At 61.9% G+C, this 16,535-nt stretch carries 12 protein-coding genes; 1 reads left to right on the top strand and 11 read right to left on the bottom strand.

All coding sequences use genetic code 11. From position 1 onward, the window contains the following. Window positions 1–2: 2 nt before the first annotated feature. The 11 genes from C7534_RS25485 to C7534_RS25435 all read right to left on the bottom strand — a co-directional run bounded on the left by C7534_RS25485 (window position 3) and on the right by C7534_RS25435 (window position 14,329). The gene (locus tag C7534_RS25485) at window positions 3–1,610 is read right to left on the bottom strand and encodes a 5-guanidino-2-oxopentanoate decarboxylase (protein WP_109787410.1); all 1,608 of its coding nucleotides are present in this window, start codon (window positions 1,608–1,610) and stop codon (window positions 3–5) included. A 10-nt stretch (window positions 1,611–1,620) separates the two neighbouring features. Next, window positions 1,621–3,720: an acetate--CoA ligase family protein gene (locus C7534_RS25480; RefSeq protein ID WP_109787409.1), complete on the bottom strand. Its 2,100-nt coding sequence runs from the start codon at window positions 3,718–3,720 to the stop codon at window positions 1,621–1,623. A gap of 18 nt (window positions 3,721–3,738) precedes the next feature. Beyond that, window positions 3,739–4,899, bottom strand: coding sequence for an acyl-CoA dehydrogenase family protein (locus C7534_RS25475; RefSeq protein WP_077430717.1), 1,161 nt, complete (start codon window positions 4,897–4,899; stop codon window positions 3,739–3,741). A gap of 41 nt (window positions 4,900–4,940) precedes the next feature. Beyond that, entirely contained in the window at window positions 4,941–5,732 is a 792-nt protein-coding gene (locus C7534_RS25470; RefSeq protein ID WP_109787408.1) for an enoyl-CoA hydratase/isomerase family protein, read from the bottom strand. A 343-nt stretch (window positions 5,733–6,075) separates the two neighbouring features. Continuing rightward, window positions 6,076–7,488 (bottom strand): amino acid permease, encoded by a 1,413-nt coding sequence (locus C7534_RS25465; protein WP_109787407.1) that lies wholly within the window; start codon window positions 7,486–7,488, stop codon window positions 6,076–6,078. A gap of 193 nt (window positions 7,489–7,681) precedes the next feature. Beyond that, window positions 7,682–9,943, bottom strand: coding sequence for an ATP-binding protein (locus C7534_RS25460; protein WP_077430720.1), 2,262 nt, complete (start codon window positions 9,941–9,943; stop codon window positions 7,682–7,684). Next, window positions 9,940–10,713, bottom strand: coding sequence for a substrate-binding periplasmic protein (locus C7534_RS25455; protein WP_109787406.1), 774 nt, complete (start codon window positions 10,711–10,713; stop codon window positions 9,940–9,942). Before C7534_RS25455 ends, C7534_RS25460 begins: the two co-directional genes overlap by 4 nt. 5 nt (window positions 10,714–10,718) lie before the next feature. Further along, window positions 10,719–11,435 (bottom strand): response regulator, encoded by a 717-nt coding sequence (locus C7534_RS25450; protein ID WP_077430722.1) that lies wholly within the window; start codon window positions 11,433–11,435, stop codon window positions 10,719–10,721. A gap of 92 nt (window positions 11,436–11,527) precedes the next feature. Then, window positions 11,528–12,175, bottom strand: coding sequence for a TetR family transcriptional regulator C-terminal domain-containing protein (locus C7534_RS25445; protein WP_077430723.1), 648 nt, complete (start codon window positions 12,173–12,175; stop codon window positions 11,528–11,530). A 248-nt stretch (window positions 12,176–12,423) separates the two neighbouring features. Continuing rightward, window positions 12,424–13,206: a class II aldolase/adducin family protein gene (locus C7534_RS25440; protein ID WP_109787405.1), complete on the bottom strand. Its 783-nt coding sequence runs from the start codon at window positions 13,204–13,206 to the stop codon at window positions 12,424–12,426. A 73-nt stretch (window positions 13,207–13,279) separates the two neighbouring features. Next, complete coding sequence (locus tag C7534_RS25435; RefSeq protein ID WP_046029562.1) at window positions 13,280–14,329, bottom strand: ABC transporter substrate-binding protein; 1,050 nt, start codon at window positions 14,327–14,329, stop codon at window positions 13,280–13,282. Window positions 14,330–14,545: 216 nt separating this feature from the next. Here C7534_RS25435 and C7534_RS25430 point away from each other — a divergent pair, with 216 nt between their 5' ends. After that, the gene (locus tag C7534_RS25430) at window positions 14,546–16,507 is read left to right on the top strand and encodes an oxidoreductase (protein WP_109787404.1); all 1,962 of its coding nucleotides are present in this window, start codon (window positions 14,546–14,548) and stop codon (window positions 16,505–16,507) included. Window positions 16,508–16,535 lie beyond the last annotated feature (28 nt).

Below are 16,535 nucleotides of genomic sequence, written 5' to 3'. Positions count from 1 at the left end.
AATCAGTGCGCGCACGCATGCTTGAGTTCGATCAGGGTCACGCCGTTGCGCTTGAAGCCGTGGCGCAAATCGGTTTGCAGCTCGGCCAGGCTTTGCGGCTGGCTCACTGTGCAGCCGAACGCGCGACCGAGGGCGGCGAAGTCCGGGTTGCGCGGCAGTACGCCAATCGGTTCGATGTCGAGCCCGAGCATGTCGTCGCGAATCTGCCCCAGCGCGTCGTTGTTCCACAGCAGCACCACCAGCGGACTGTCGAGTTCTTCGACGGCGGTCGCCAGTTCTTGCGCGGTGTAGAGGAAACCGCCGTCGCCGACCAGCACCAGACCCGGCCGCTGCGGCGCGCCGAACTTGGCGCCGATGCCCGCCGGCAAGCCATACCCCAACGTGCCGTAGCCGGTCGGGTGCAACCAGCTGCGGGTTGCCAGGCTGTTGAAGGCGTAGTTGCCGGTGTAGGCCAGCTGGGTCATGTCGGTGCTGATGAACGCGTCGTCCGGCAGCTCTGCGGCGATACGTTCGAGTATCGCCTGGTGAATCGACTGCAACGGGCCGTGGCCCTGCTTCACCGCTTCACGCATTGCCGCGACGGCGGCAATCGCCGCGCTGGCATCGCGCGTGGCGGGCGGCAGGCGTTCCAGCAACGCTGCAAGGGTTTGTTGCGCGTCACCGTGCAACGCCACCGCACAAGGGTAAAAGTCGTTGAATTTGCGTGGGTCGATGTCCACCCGCAGCAGTTCGGCATTCAGTGGCAGACGCTCTCGCCAGAAATCGGTGTCGGCCATTTCGGTGCCAACCGCCAACACCACGTCGGCCTCGGCGATCAGGTTCCAGCCGGGCTCGACGCACAGGGTCGAGCCCGCATTGAGCGGTGCATCCGGCGGCAACAAGCCTTTGCCGGCGACGCTGGTGAACAGTGGCGCGGCGAGTCGGTTGCTGATGTCTTGCACTGCTTGCTGCGCGTTCAATGCGCCACCGCCCGCAATGATCATCGGCCGCTTGGCGTTTTGCAGCTTGGCCACGGCTTCTTCCAGCGCGGTGGTTGAGGCGGCGCCACGACCGGGACGACGGACCACGTCGCTACTCCAGTCGCGGCTTATTTTTGCTGACAGCACGTCCAGCGGCACCGAAATGTGCACCGGGCGCGGACGTTCGCTGTCGAACACCGCGTAGGCACGGGCGATCAATTCAGGCAGATCGTCAGTGCTCAGCGCCACCGCCGAGAAGGCGGTGATCGGCGCGGTCATCGCGCGTTGATCCTGGGTTTCGTGCAGGCAGCCCCAGCCCTTGCCGAGGCTGGCGGTGTGGTTGACGCTGGAAATCACCAGCATCGGAATCGAGTCGGCATACGCTTGGCCAATACCGGTCGCGGCGTTGGTCACACCGGGACCGGTGATGATGAAGCACACGCCCGGTTTGCCACTGACCCGGGCGTAGCCGTCGGCCATGAAACTGGCGCCTTGCTCGTGGCGGGTCAGCACATGGCGAATGCCACTGCCGGGCAAGCCGCGATACAACTCCAGCGTGTGCACGCCGGGAATCCCGAACACGGTGTCGACGCCGTAGTTGGCCAGCAATCGCACCAGTGCCTGGCCGCCCGTCAATGTTGTGGTTTGCATGTTCACATCCTCACTCGTGGCCAAGGCGAATCAACGCATCGACCGCAGTCGTGCCAGCGGCACCGACCAACAATGGGTTCACATCGAGTTCCAGCAGTTGACCGGCGTTCTCACAGGCGTAATCGGCCACCGCGCGGATCGCCGCGACCAGCGAGTCCAGGTCCGCTGTTTCGCGCCCGCGAAACCCTTGCAGCAATGCAGCACTGCGCAGGCTCGACACGGCCTTGCGAATGGCGCCGTCGGTGGTCGGCAGCAGCAGGCTGCGACTGTCCTTGAGCAACTCCACCAGTATCCCGCCCGCGCCGATGACCAAGGCGAGGCCGAAGTCGTTTTCGCGTTTGATGCCGACGATCAATTCGGCCAACGGTGGCTTGGCCATTGGTTCCAGCAGCACCTGATCGAACGGCACGTGCGGCGCGTAATCGGCAATGCTCGCACGCATTTTTTCCAGCGCGGCGCTCAGGGCCGCGCCGTCCTTGAGGTTCAGCGCCACGGCACCGGCTTCGGTTTTGTGGGGCAGTTGCGCGCTGACCGCTTTGAGCACCAAGGGGTAACCCAGTGCATTGGCATCCGTCAGAGCGTTGGCTGGCGTGCTCAAGACACCGTTGGGCGTCGGCAGGCCAAAGGCGCGCAATGCCGTTTTGGATTCCCACTCGTTGAGCAGGCGTCCTTCGCCAACCAAGGCGTGCGGACAATGCGGCACCAGCGCCGATTCACCGAGCGCCAACAAGGCTTGACGATTGCGCTGATAACCGGCGATTCGTCCCCATGCCGCCAAGCCGTCCTCCACCCCTTGCAACGCCGCCACGCCTTGCGCATGCAGACGCTCACGGGCGTGGGCCGGCAGCAGTTCGGGAAACGCCGAGGTGACGAAACCGGTCTTGCCGTGGCGAACCAACGCGGCGCAAAACAGCTCCAGCAGCAGGTCACATTCTTTGCGTTCGCCGGTGGATTCAGACGGGTAATCCAGCACCAGCATCGCCGCGTCCGCTTCGGTGCGCAGGGCGCTGTCGAGCATGCGGTTCAACGCTTCGCCATCACCCCAAATTGCAGTGGTGAAATCCAGCGGATTGACCAGGTTGGCGTAGCTGGGCAGCACCTGCGCCAGTTCGTTGATTTGACCGGCATCGAGCTTGGGCAAGCTCAGGTCATTGCGTTCGGCATAGTCAGCAATCAGCCCGGCATCGCCGCCAGAACAGGCGAGCGCAATCAGGCTGTTGCCTGCTGGTAGCTTGCCGCACGCAGCAGCCTTGAGGGTTTCGACAAAACTCACCGGGCCACTGACGCGGATCACGCCCAGACGCGCAAACAGGCTGTCATACAGCGCATCGGAACCGGACAGCGAACTGGTGTGGCTGAGCGCCAGTTCGGCGCCGATCTGCGACACGCCGGTTTTCAGGGCGATGATCGGAATGCCCTTCTCCAACGCCTTGTGCGCGGCGCGGGCGAAACCCGGCACGTTTTTCAGGCCTTCGAGGTGCAAGCCGATGGCGGTGACGCGCGGTTCATCGAGCAGCACGTCCATCAATTCGGCGATGCCCAATTGCGCCTGATTACCGACCGACGCCATGTAGGCCACCGGCAGCGAGCGGTCGCTCATCGACAGGTTGTAGGCGAAGTTGCCGCTCTGGGTCAGGACGGCGACGCCCTTCTCCACCGGTTTGCCGCCATGGGCCACCGGCCACAACGCGGAGCTGTGCAGGTAATCGAGCAAGCCGTAGCAGTTAGGGCCGAGCAAGGCCATGCTGCCGGCCGCTTTCAGCAACTGCTGCTGCAAGGCCTGGCCTTCGGCGCCGGTTTCGGCAAACCCGGAGGCGTAGCAGATCGCGCCGCCCGCGCCTTTGGCGGCCAGTTCGGCCACGCAGGTCAGGGTCAGTTCACGGTTGGTGGCGATGAACACCGCGTCCGGGCCGCACGGCAGTTCGGCGATGCTGCGCACACACGGCACACCTTCAAGGCTTTCATGCTGCGGGTTCACCAGCCACATCTGCCCCTGGTAGCCACCTTCGGCGCAACGCTTGAGCGCGCGGGCCATGCTGCGGCCACCGACAAACGCCAGATGACGCGGCGCGAGCAGGCGTTTGAGGTTGTCACGAATCGTCTGCGACATAGAAATTCTCCGGGGCGATCAGCGCAGCAGCGGCCGCAGTAATTCGCGGGAAATGATGTGCCGCTGGATCTCCGAGGTGCCTTCCCAGACGCGCTCGATCCGGGCGTTACGCCAGATGCGTTCCACCGGGCATTCATCCATCAGGCCCATGCCGCCGAAAATCTGCACCGCTTCATCGGCGACTTTGCCGAGCACCTCACTGGCGAACAGCTTGGCCATGCCGGCCTCGCCATCGGTCATGGTGCCCTGGTCCATTTTCCAGGCGGTGTGCAGGGTCAGCAGTTCGGCCGCGCGGATCTGCGTGACCATGTCCGCGAGCTTGAACGAGATGCCCTGATAGGTGCCGATCGGCTGGCCGAACTGCTTGCGATCCGCCGCCCATTGCAGCGACACATCCAGCGCGCGTTGCGCCTGACCGACGCAGTTGGCGGCGACCATCACCCGCCCGGCGGTGAGCCAGGCGTTGGCCACGTCCCAGCCCTTGCCGACTTCGCCCAACACTTTGGAAGCCGGTACGCGGCAATCGTCGAAGAACATTTCGAAGGTGTGATAACCGCGATTGCTCACGCATTTCGGACCACGGCGAATGGTCATGCCCGGCGTGTTGCGATCGACCAGGAACGAGGTCACGGCGTTACGCTTTTTGCCGTTGTGTTCGTAGGTGTCAGTGACGGCGAAGACGATGGCGAAATCGGCGTGGCCGGCGTGGCTGATGAAGTGCTTGCTGCCGTTGAGAATGAAGTCATCGCCCTCGCGCACGGCGCGGGTCTTGATCGCATTGGCGTCGGAGCCGGCGCCCGGTTCGGTCAGTGCGAAGCAATCAATCTTCTCGCCCTGAATGCACGGCAACAGGTAATCGTTGATCTGGTCGCCGGTGCAGGCCATGAGGATTTTCGACGGGCGAGCGACGAACACGTGCAGCGCCCAGGAAACCTTCGACAGCTCACGCTCGATCAGCGCCTGGGACAGGTAGTCCAGACCGCCACCGCCCACCTCCTCCGGCATGTTGAAGGCATAGAAACCGGCGGCGATGGCCTTGCCGCGAATCTGTGCCGCCAGCTCTGGGGAGACTTCGTCGGCACGGTCGACCGCTTCCTCATGAGGCAGCAGTTCCTTGGCGACAAAGCTGCGTACCGCGTCCACCAACATTTCTTGTTCTTGGGTCAGTTGGAAATTCATGGGGCTACCTGTTGTTCGTGTGCTGAAGGTGGTGTTCGGGCTTAGCGGCCGATGAAACGGGCCGGGCGTTTTTCAATGGAGGCGCGCAGGGCTTCGTTGCCGTCTTCGCTGCGACCGCACAGCAGGCCGGCGGCGAGCTCGGCTTGCAGTTGTTCGGGCAGGCTGCGCTGGGCGCCTTCACGCATGAGTTTTTTGGTCTGGGCAAACGCGAAGGTCGGGCCGTTGGCCAGGCGGGAGGCCAGTTCTGTGGTGACGTCGAGCAGTTGCTCATCGGCGCAGACTTCGCCGACCAGGCCTGCGGCCAACGCGCGATCGGCGCCCCACAACTCGTCAAGGAACAACAGGCGTTTGGCTTGTTCGGTACCGATCAGCCGTGGCAGGTGCCAACTGGCACCGGCGTCCGGCGAGTAGGCCATGCTGGTGTAGCCGGCCTTGAAGCGAGCTGATTGCGCAGCGATGCGCAGATCGCAGCACAAGGTCAGGTCCATCCCGGCGCCGACGGCGGTGCCGTTGATGGCGGCGATGGTGGGTTTTTCCAGGCTGTACAAACGGCTCATCAAGGCGTGAGCCGTTTCCGTCCAGCCGTAGGTTTCGAGGGCGCCACGGGCTTCAGCGTCGGCCCACTCGGCGAGGTCGGCGCCGGCGCAGAAGCTGCGACCGCTGCCGGTCAGGACCACCACTCGCACGGCGGGGTCGGCGCTGAAATCATCCAGCAACGCGTGGAGGTTTTTCAGGGTCGGAATGTCCAGCGCATTGCGCTGGGCGGTGCGATTGAGGGTGATCCAGGCAACGCCGGCTTCGACCTGACTGAGCAGAGAAGATTGAGTAGTCATGCGAATCCTCGAATTATTTTGATTGGTCTGAGGTGATGCGACTTGAGGCCATACTAAACGAGTGTTCAGTAAGGCGGCAATTGGTGGTGGAATCAGCTGTAACAGTTGAAAAATAAGTCTAACTAACTGTATTTGAAGGATTTATTCGACGAGACCAGAACGGCGAGGATTGCGCTGTTACAACTTCGAACAACTGCCTACAGGATGAGTCGTGCAGCGCATTGATCGTTCCCACGCTCCGCGTGGGAATGCAGCCCATGACGCTCCGCGTCACTGGACGCAAAGCGTCCCTAGAGGCATTCCCACGCGGAGCGCGGGAACGATCAGTGGTTAGCTGGAGTAGTTACGCAGTCGGCAAGCTCGGTGCCAGCACCGCTTCGCGCTTGCGATGAATCAGGAAGTACGCGCCATAGCACAGCGCGATAAAGCCAAACCCCCAGTACAACGAAGGCCGTTGCGTTTCATCCAGCGCCAGGAATACGAACAACGAGCAGCACAACGCGATGCACGTCAGCGGCAGCAGCGGGAACCATGGCGCGCGGTATTTCAGATCGCTGAGCTTGCCGCCATCACGCAGATACGCCTTGCGGAATTTGTACTGGGCCAGCGCGATGACAATCCAGGTCACGGTGCCCGACATGCCGCTCACCGCCATCAACACCATGAACAGCGTGTCTGCCGCGACGAAGCTGGTCATCAGCGACACCAGCGCAAAACACAACGTGATGCTCAGTGCCCGCAGCGGTACGCCGCGCTTGCTCAACGGCGACAGGCTTTTCGGTGCCATGCCGGTTTTCGACATCGCCCACAGAATGCGCGTCGAGGCATACAGGCCGGAGTTGCCCACCGACAGAATCGCCGTGAGGATCACGAAGTTCATCAGGTCGGCGGCGTACGGAATGCCGACCATGTCGAACACCTGAACGAACGGACTTTCCATCAACCCGGCCTGCTGCCACGGCACGATCGCCGAGAGCACCACGATCGCCAGCACATAGAAAATCAACACGCGAAACACCACGTTGCGCACCGCGCGCGGGATGCTTTTTTCCGGCTGATCGGTTTCGCCGGCAGCCACGCCCATGATCTCGCAGCCCTGGAAGGCGTAGACCACGGTCATCATTACCGCGAACACCGCTGACAGGCCGTTGGGGAACAGTGAATCGCCGATCAGATTGCTCATCATCGGCGCCGGTGCGCCGCTGGTCAGCGGGATCGCGCCGAAGATCACCAGCACGCCGACCACGATAAAGCCAAGAATCGCCGCCACCTTGATCCCGGAGAACCAGTATTCGGCCTCACCGAAGGCGCGAGTCGCCAGTGCGTTCAAACCGAACAGCACCACCACAAACAGCGCCGACCAATACCAGATCGGCACCGCCGGAAACCAGCGTGTCATCAACATGCCCGCTGCCGTGAACTCCAGGCCCACGGTGGTCGCCCAGCTCATCCAGTACACCCAGCCGATCATGAACCCGGTGGCCGGGCCGATGAACTTGGTGGCGTGGGTCTGAAACGAACCGGACACGGGCATTTGCACGGACAGTTCACCCAGGCAAACCATCACCAGGTACATCAGGAAACCGGCCACCAGATACGCCAGGATTGCTCCCACCGGCCCGCCCTGATTGATGGTCACACCGGAGCCCATGAACAGCCCGGTACCGATCACGCCGCCCAGCGACAACATGAAAATGTGCCGGCTCTTCAGGGCGCGGGTCAGTTGGATGCCTTTACGTTCGATAGATTCGCTCATGTGCGCACCTCAATAGTCAGCAAGGTGCGCGGCATGGCGCGAGGAAGGATCAGCTTTACGGCAGTTCATTATTATTATCTCCAATAAGCTTCGAAGACCGCGCTGTGGCGGTTGCCTCGATTATTGGAAGACCTTGTAAGGTCCCGTTGACCGTAAAGATCAAAGATGTAAAAAGTCGTAACGAACTTGTACGTCAGCTGCGCAAAAGGTCCGCCAGCGTCTGTTGCGCGTTGTGCAGTTGCGCCTGAACCTTCGGCGCCATGGCGCGCAATGCCGACTCGTCGTTGACCAGCGCGGCCTCCTCCAGGGCCCGCAACACATTGGCCAACGCGCGAAAGCCCAATGAATCGCTGCTGCCGGCCAGTCGATGGGCCAGCTGTGCGACTTCGGTGCAGTCGTCGGCTTCGATGGCTTCGGTGAGTGCTTCGCGATGCTGACTGATCGAGTCGAGCAGCACTCGCAACAAGCCCCGAAGTTTCTGTTCACCCAGCAACGTGCGATGGGTCTCTAGCAACGGCCAATCCATGGCCTCGTCATCCGGCTGTGGCGCGGATACCGGCAACTGCCCGGCCAACGCTTGTCGCAAGTTTTCGAGTTTCAGAGGCTTGGCGAGAATGCCATCCATCCCGGCATCCAGATAACCGCGCATCAAGGCCGGCTGTACGCTGGCGGTCAGGGCGAAGATGCGGGTGTGACGGTTCGGCCCGTTGTTGCGCCGGATCAGTTTGCACAGCTCGACGCCGCTGATACCCGGCAGGTGCACATCGAGCAGGATCAAATCAAAGGTCTGTTCGGCACATTGCGCCAGCGCCTGCTCGCCTTCTTCAGCGAGCCAGACCTGATGCCCGTCACGCTGCAACAAGCCGCTGACCACTTCGCGGTTCAGCGCCACATCCTCGACCACCAACACCTTCAACGCCTCACCCGGCGCGCTGCTCAGCGCACTCGCCGCCACGCCGATTGCCGGCTGCAACGTCAACTCGAACCAGAAACAACTGCCGCGCCCGACGTCACTGTCGACGCCAATTTGCCCGCCCAACTGCTCGACCAGATGTTTGCTGATCGCAAGGCCAAGCCCGGTGCCGCCGAAGCGTTGCGCCACTTCTTCGCTGGCCTGGGTGAAGCGCTCGAAGATCTTTGCCTGCATGGCAGGAGCGATGCCGATGCCGTTGTCCGTCACGCTCACGCGCACGTGTTGCCCGGTCTGTTTCGCAGCGTGAGCCAGCAGCGTTATTTCCACATTGACGTCGCCGCCCTCAGTGAACTTGATCGCATTGGCCAGCAAGTTGCTCAGCACCTGACGCAGGAATTGTTCGGCGCCGTGATGGCGCTCGGCGACGTGCGGATCGATTCGACAGCGCAGCGTCGTGTCGTTGCTCAGCGCGCGCGGTTCCAGCAGTGTCAGCACTTCGTCGAGCAGTTGCCGGATTGAAAAGTCCACCGGTTCCGGGTGGCTGACGCCCTCTTCCAGTCGGGCGAAATACAGCACTTCGTTGAGAATCGACAGCAAGCCTTCGCCGGCCTTGTACAGCGCATCCAGACGTTTGCCGTCGCGCTCATCCAGACTCGCGCCGCGCAGCAGTTCGGCCATGCCGAGAATGCCGTTGAGCGGGGTGCGCAACTCGTGGCTCATGGTCGCCAGAAAACGCGACTTGGCAAGGTTGGCGGCCTCGGCTTCATCCTTGGCGCGCATCAGGCTGGCGGTGCGGCGTTCGACCAGCCTGAGCAACTCGTCGCGATTGTCTTGCAGGGCCAGCCGATCGGTTTCGCGACGGTCAATGTCGCTGAGAATCGCCCGGCGCATGTCGTCCAGTGCATGCGCCACGGTGTCGATTTCGTCTTGCTGGGCGTGGCGGCGCTTGTCCAGGTGCAGGGGCTCGTGCCAGTCACCGGCGGCGATGCGCCGGGCAAACTCGGCCATCACTTGCAGGTGCCGCGTGACCAAGCGGTAAAACAGCCCCGACAACGCCACCGCCAGACCGCACAGAAACACACTCATCCACAGCAGGCTGGTCAAACCGGTGGCGAACAGGCGCTGATGCACTGCGCCCAAATCAGTGCTGACTTCCAACTGCCCCAAGTGCCGTGAAGGCCCGGTCGGTGGCTGATAATCCAGTTCAAAACGCTCGATGCGCAACGGCCCGACCGGGTCCGAACTGCCGTGCAGCAGATCGAAATCGGGGCTGATCAGATGAACCCGCGCCACGTCGGAAAAGTCCACCAGCCCTCGCAGCTGAACGTTCAATTGTTCCTGGTTCAAGTCCCAAAGACTGCGCTCCAGACTGGCCAGGTAACCGGCCCGAATCAGCTCCATGCGCGAATCGATGTCGCGCATTTCGCGGCGGTATTCGAAGTACAGCTGCACGGTGCTCGCCAGCACGGTAAAGCACAGGCTGAACAACAGAATGAACAGCAACAGACGCCGTAACAGTCCACCGGGTCGGGCGCGGATCATTTCGAGTTCGCCGGCAGGTTGATCATGTCGCGGTACGTGACCTCGCTTTCGCTGAGTAAACGATCGACCTCCCCGGAATCGACCATGCGCTTCAATTGCGCGTCGATCTGCGGCATGCGCGTGGCCAAGGAGGATTTGCGCGAGACGGCCACTCGCAAATAGTCGACGCTCAAGGCATTGGGTAGCGCGACGATGTCTTGCGCGCCCGGCAGGTTCTCGACGTAAAGCTGCCCGGTGCGGCGTTCCGAGGTGATGAAATCGATGCGCCCGCGAATCAGTTTGCCGAAATTCTGGCCACTGTCAGACACCCATTCAATGTTCTGATGCTCGGCCACCAAGCGGTCGAAATCCACGCCGTAACTTTCGCCGAACAACAGCCCGCCGCGGTAATTTGCCAGGTCTTCCAGGCGCTCGAATTTCACCGGGCGCTGACGGTTGATGAATAACGCCACCTCCTCGCGCAACACCGGCACCGTCGAAAACACCATGCTCTGCTCGCGTTGCGCGGTGCTGTAGGCCAGCACCACATCGACCCGGCCTTCGGCGGCGTCGAGCAGGCAACGTTTCCAGTTGCCGAGCACGACGATGTCGACGTCGTAACCCAAACGCCCGAAGAGGTTTTTAACGACGCTGGGGGCGAGGCCGCGAACCTGTTTGCCGTCGCTCCAGGAAATCGGCGGATACACCGGGTAATCGCAGTAGCGAACTTTTTCCGCCGCCATCGTACCGTTCGCGACCAGCGCCAACAGCAGGCCAAACACCCGCCGCATGGTATTCAGGCCGCCACGCTGGCGGTGAACAGGTAACCGGCACCGTGAATGGTAATGATCAATTGCGGTTCGGCCGGGTCGTCGTGCAACTTGCGACGCAAGCGTCCGACCAGCACGTCGATGGAGCGATCATTGGGCACCCATTCGCGGTTGCGGATCTGATCCATCAGTTGATCGCGGCTCAAGGTGTGGCCGCTGTTGCGCAGGAACACGCTGAGCAACTGGTACTCGCCGTGGGTCAGCAGGGTTTCGGCGCCGGTCTGGTCGATCAACCGTCGACGGTCAGTGTCCAGCGCCCAGGCGGCGAATTGCTTGACCGGTTTGGCGATGGCCGCTGCAGGTTGCGGTGTCTGCGCGTGGCGAACCCGGCGTATCAGGTTTTTCGCCCGTGACACCAATTCGCGTGGGTTGAGCGGTTTGATCACGTAGTCATCGGCGCCGCATTCAAGGCCGACGATGCGGTCGATTTCGTCGTTGCGCCCGGTGATCAGAATGATCCCGACTTCCGAACGGACCCGCAGCTCCCGGGTCAGGGTCAGGCCGTCCTTGCCCGGCAGGCGGATATCGAGCATCACCAGGTCGACCGCCTGGCTCGCCAGGAAGGTTTCGGCCAGCTCCGCCGTGGCGGCGCAATGCACCTCATAACCCTCTTGGGACAAGTAGGCCTGCAGCAGTTCGCGTATCAGCGGATCGTCGTCGACGATCAATACCCGAGGAGTCATCGCATGGTGTCCCGCGTATGCCCGAAGGCGTGTTTCTTATTAGAGTGTTTTACTGCTTTGGCGCCAGAGAGTATCGACAGCTGAACGACCGATCAACAGCCCGTCGTCTGGACGCAAAACCGTTGCCGGCCGCCCGCCTGCAATCCGTCGACCCAGGCTTCGCAAATCTGGATGCCCTGTTCCGGGGTGAACGTACCGGGGTTGAGCCCCGACTCCAGCCACAAGCCGTCGAGCAAGGCGCTGAGGCTGATGGCGGCCAGATCGGCGTCGAAGTTTTCCCAGCTTTCTTCCTGCGCCAATTCGGTCAGCACCTTGCGCAAAATGCCGCGGTACTCGCCATAGGAATGCTCGTGCGCAAGGTTGATCGACTCCGCCGTGCGTACCGCGCCCCAGAACGCCAGCCAGGCATCGATCAATTGCGGGTCGAGCAATTCGGCGGAAAACGAGCCCCGGAAGAACGCCGACAATCGCTCGCGAGCAGTCGGAGCCGCCTGCGCCATGGACTCGCGCAACAGGTTCATGACCCGACCGGTAATCGCCCGGTAGGCCTCGGCCACCAGTTCATCCTTGCCGGAATAGTGATGGCTGATCAGCCCGACCGAGACGCCCGCCTCGGCGGAAATCTTGCGGATCGAGGCACCCTGAAAACCATGGCGCTTGAGGCATACCAGCGTCGCCTCGATCAGATTGGCCTTGCGCAACTCCGGCTCCATGCGGGAAAAACGGGCTTCCTGACTCATGCGCGACACTCTCTGTGGATCAATCGTTGGGGATGCGGCTGGCTAAGCCGCGCGCTGAACGACTGTACAGCAAGAGGGTGGCAAGTCTCCAGTCAGTTGCACGCAAGGGGGACCGAGTTGTGGCCATCGCGGGCAAGCCATGCTCCCACAGTTTATCTGTGTGTTTTCATTGTTTGCATCCAACACACAACCCTGTGGGAGCATGGCTTGCCCGCGATGACGCCAGTCGATCAACAAAGACCCACAGGTCAGTCGCGATAACCCGGCGCCACCCGATCAAGCAATCGCAACATCGCAGCCCAAGCCAATTGCACGGCGTCCGGGTCGCTCAACTCGCCTTCTTCCAGCGGCCGGCCTGGGTCGTTGAACTGACGCTCGGTATATTCGCAAACCTCCGCCGGCGGCAACACCAACTCACCGGCAGCTTGCGCGGCGAGCTGAATTTCGCAAGCTTTCTCCAGGTAATACATACGCAAAAACGCCTGGCTGACGGTTTCACCCACGGTCAGCAAACCGTGGTTGCGCAGCATCAATACCGGTTTGTCGCCGAGGTCCTGCACCAAGCGCTGTTGCTCGCTCATGTCCAGCGCCACGCCTTCGTAGTCGTGGTAAGCGACCCGGCCATAAAACTCCATGGAAATCTGGTTCACCGGCAACAATCCGCACTTCAACGCAGCGACCGCACATCCGGATTTGGTATGAGTGTGCAGCACGCACTGCGCGTCTTCACGAGCCCCGTGAATCGCGCTGTGAATCACAAACCCCGCCGGGTTAACCGGGTACGGCGACGCCTCGACGGCCCGGCCATCGAGGCCGATTTTCACCAGATTGGACGCGGTAATTTCATCGAACATCAACCCGTACGGATTGATCAGGAAGTGATGCTCAGGCCCCGGTATGCGCACCGAGATGTGAGTGAAGATCAGATCGGTCATGCGAAAGTGCGCGATCAATCGATAACAGGCGGCCAACTCCTCGCGCAGGCGCTGCTCGGTGGCGCTGCGCTGAGAAAACGTGGCGATATCGTTCATTGTTTTAGTCTCCAGGCTGATCGGCTGCGCAGACAGTAAGGCTGGACGCCTTGAGGCGTCCAGCCGCGTGCGACTACTTGCTGGCCCAGGCGTTGAAGCGCTCCTCAAGTTCTTCGCCATGATCGACCCAGAACGCCACGTCCATCGACAGCGCGCCCTTCAGGTTTTGCGGCGCGGTGGGCACCCATTGCGCGAGTTGGCTATCGAGTTTGGCGGCCGCTTCGGTATTGGTCGGGCCGTAAGGAATCTGCTCGACGTACTTGACCTGAGCGTCCGGCTGATTGGCGAAGGCGATAAAGCGCTTGGCCTGATCGACATGTTTGGAGCCCTTGATGATCGCCCAGTAATCCATGCCATACAGGCTGCCCGGCCAGACCAGCCCGAGGTGACTGCCGCTTTGCGCGGCGGCGGCCACCCGTCCGCTGTAGGTTGAAGTCATTACCACATCCCCGGCGGTCAACCATTGCGCCGGTTGCGCGCCGGCCTCCCACCACTGGATGTAAGGCTTGAGTTCTGTGAGTTTGGTGAATGCACGGTCGACGCCTTGCGGAGTGTTCAGCACGGAATACACGTCCTCGACTTTCACGCCGTCGGCCAGCAAGGCGAATTCCAGGTTGTACACCGCGCGTTTACGCAGCCCGCGCTTGCCGGGGATTTTCTGCACGTCCCAGAAATCCGCCCATGACGTCGGGGCCTGCGCCAGCTTCTGCGTGTCGTAGGCAATCGCCACGCTCCACACCAGCGCCGCCGAACCGCACGCTTGTGCCGCATCGGGAATCAATTGCTCGACGCGGCCGAGTTTGCTCCAGTCGAGTTTCTCGTACATGCCCTCATCGCACCCGCGCATCAAGTCCGGGCCTTCGATCTGCACCACGTCCCAATCGGCATTGCCGGTGTCGACCATCACTTTGATCCGGGCCATCTCGCCGTTGTATTCGCTCTGGATCAGCTTGCTGTGATCCGCGACGCTGAACGGCTGGAAAAACGCCACATCCTGGGCTTTCTGGCCGGCGCCGCCGTAACCCACCACGACCATGTCCGGGGCGGCCTGAGCGCTACCGAGCCCCATGGCGAGGGACAGGACCAAAGGATAAAAACCGTGCTTGAGCGTATTCGATTTCATCGGTGGTTCCTCTTGCAGGTGCCACGCGACCCACGCCGCCGTGACCCATTTTTATTGTTGTGAGGTTCGCCCCAGGTGCGGGCGCCAAATGAATCTACTGCGAGCACCAGTAAAAAAACAAGTTGATTTTTTACTGAAGGTAAATTTCTATAGGCAAATAATAACAACGCCGAAAACCCGGCCTTTCGGCTTCAGCCAGCCTGGAGTAACCGCACCATGCCGTCCTCTTCCGCCGCTTTTGCACACCTGTTCGAACCCTTGCAGTTGCGGGGCAAACGCCTGAAAAACCGCATCATGTCCAGCGGTCACGACACCTCGATGCCCACCGACAACCTGGTCAATGAGCAACTGATCGCCTATCACCAGGCGCGAGCCGAAGGCGGTGTCGGGCTGATCGTGTTGCAAGTGGCCGGGGTGCATGACAGTGCGCGGTACACCTCGCACGTGCTGATGGCCACTGACGATGCCTGCATCGAGGGATATCGCAAAATCGCTGAGCGTTGCCATGCACATGGCACCGTGGTGCTGTCGCAGATCTTCCATCCGGGTCGGGAAATCATGGAGTCTAGCGATGGTCTGCTGGCGGTCGCCTACTCGGCTTCGGCGGTGCCTAACGAACGATTCCGGGTGATGCCGCGTGCGCTGGATCAGGCGATGATCGACGAGATTGTCGCCGGTTATGCCGCCGCCGCCCGGCGTTTGCATCAGGCCGGGATCGACGGAGTGGAAGTGGTCGCCAGCCATGGTTACCTGCCGGCGCAGTTCATCAACCCGCGGGTCAACCGTCGCACCGATGGCTACAACGGCGACCTGGAGCAGCGCCTGCGCTTTTTGCGCGAAGTGATTGCCGCCGTGCGCGCCAGCACCGATGAACACTTCATTATCGGTCTGCGCATCTCCGCCGATGAGCGCGATCCCGAGGGGCTGACTGAAGACGAGTCCTTGTCGGCCGTGCAATTGCTGCAACCGAGTTTGGATTACGTGCACATCGTCGCGGGCACCTCGGCATCCTTGGGGGGCGCGGTGCATATCGTGCCGCCGATGGCGATCGAGGCCGCGTATCTGGCGAAGGAAGCCGGAACGTTCAAGGCCGGCCTGTCGATTCCGCTGTTCGTGACCGGGCGCATCAACCAGCCGCAGGAGGCCGAGTTGATTCTGTCCCGCGGTCAGGCCGACGTTTGCGGCATGACCCGCGCCCTGATCTGCGACCCGCAAATGCCCAACAAGACCGACACCGGCCACCTCGAAGATGTGCGCGCCTGCATCGCCTGCAATCAGGCGTGCATCGGTCACTTCCACAAAGGCTTGCCGATCTCCTGCATCCAGCACCCGGAAACCGGGCGCGAGCTGATTTTCGGCCAACGGCAAATGACGGGGCAACGTAAACGCATCATGATCGCCGGCGGCGGCCCAGCCGGGATGAAAGCCGCTGCCGTGGCCGCTCAGCGCGGACATGACGTGACCCTTTACGAAGCCAGTTCGCAACTCGGCGGCCAGGTATTGCTCGCGCAACTGCTGCCCCGGCGCAGCGAATTCGGCGGCGCCAGCACCAACCTGCAACGTGAAATGGAACTGGCCGGCGTGCGCATCGTGCGCAACACCCGCGTCGACCGCGCTCTGGTGGAACGCGAACGGCCGGACGTAGTGATCGTCGCCACCGGCGCCGAGCCGTACTGGCCCGCGTTCGAGCGCGGCGGCGAATTGCAGGTGGTCGACGCCTGGCAAGTGCTGCGCGAGGAAGTGCCAATCGGCCGCTCCGTGGTGGTGGTCGACTGGCGCTGCGACTGGATCGGCCCCGGCATCGCCGAACGCTTGGTACGCGCCGGGCATCAAGTGCAACTGGCGGTCAACGGCACCCATTGCGGGGAAAACCTGCCGCTGTACGTGCGCGATCAACTGGCCGGCGAACTGCACAAACTTGGCATCCCGATCACCCCCTACGCCCGCCTGTATGGCTGCGACGACAACACCGTCTACCTGCAACACACCGCCAGCGGCGAACCGATGATCTTCGAAAACATCGACACCCTGGTGCTCTGCCAGGGCCATCAACCGGTCGACACCCTCGGCGCAGAACTGCAAGGCCTGGTGGAGTTTCGACGCATCGGCGACTGCCTCGCCCCGCGTACCGCCGAAGAAGCCATTTACGAAGGTTTGAAAGTCGCCTGGGAGCTTTAAGGCTGTTTATACTCCGGGGTTTTGACAG

The sequence above is a fragment of the Pseudomonas sp. OV226 genome (assembly GCF_003148705.1).
In the GTDB taxonomy this organism is placed as follows: Bacteria; Pseudomonadota; Gammaproteobacteria; order Pseudomonadales; family Pseudomonadaceae; genus Aquipseudomonas.
Note: the sequence above shows the minus strand (reverse complement) of the source record. Positions and strands in the feature narration are given on the sequence as shown.

Excerpts from the sequence above, each read along its gene's own strand:
- C7534_RS25485 (WP_109787410.1), bottom strand. The coding sequence starts at position 1,610 with ATGCAAACCACAACATTGACGGGCGGCCAGGCACTGGTGCGATTGCTG.
- C7534_RS25480 (WP_109787409.1), bottom strand. The coding sequence starts at position 3,720 with ATGTCGCAGACGATTCGTGACAACCTCAAACGCCTGCTCGCGCCGCGT.
- C7534_RS25475 (WP_077430717.1), bottom strand. The coding sequence starts at position 4,899 with ATGAATTTCCAACTGACCCAAGAACAAGAAATGTTGGTGGACGCGGTA.
- C7534_RS25470 (WP_109787408.1), bottom strand. The coding sequence starts at position 5,732 with ATGACTACTCAATCTTCTCTGCTCAGTCAGGTCGAAGCCGGCGTTGCC.
- C7534_RS25465 (WP_109787407.1), bottom strand. The coding sequence starts at position 7,488 with ATGAGCGAATCTATCGAACGTAAAGGCATCCAACTGACCCGCGCCCTG.
- C7534_RS25460 (WP_077430720.1), bottom strand. The coding sequence starts at position 9,943 with ATGATCCGCGCCCGACCCGGTGGACTGTTACGGCGTCTGTTGCTGTTC.
- C7534_RS25455 (WP_109787406.1), bottom strand. The coding sequence starts at position 10,713 with ATGCGGCGGGTGTTTGGCCTGCTGTTGGCGCTGGTCGCGAACGGTACG.
- C7534_RS25450 (WP_077430722.1), bottom strand. The coding sequence starts at position 11,435 with ATGACTCCTCGGGTATTGATCGTCGACGACGATCCGCTGATACGCGAA.
- C7534_RS25445 (WP_077430723.1), bottom strand. The coding sequence starts at position 12,175 with ATGAGTCAGGAAGCCCGTTTTTCCCGCATGGAGCCGGAGTTGCGCAAG.
- C7534_RS25440 (WP_109787405.1), bottom strand. The coding sequence starts at position 13,206 with ATGAACGATATCGCCACGTTTTCTCAGCGCAGCGCCACCGAGCAGCGC.
- C7534_RS25435 (WP_046029562.1), bottom strand. The coding sequence starts at position 14,329 with ATGAAATCGAATACGCTCAAGCACGGTTTTTATCCTTTGGTCCTGTCC.
- C7534_RS25430 (WP_109787404.1), top strand. The coding sequence starts at position 14,546 with ATGCCGTCCTCTTCCGCCGCTTTTGCACACCTGTTCGAACCCTTGCAG.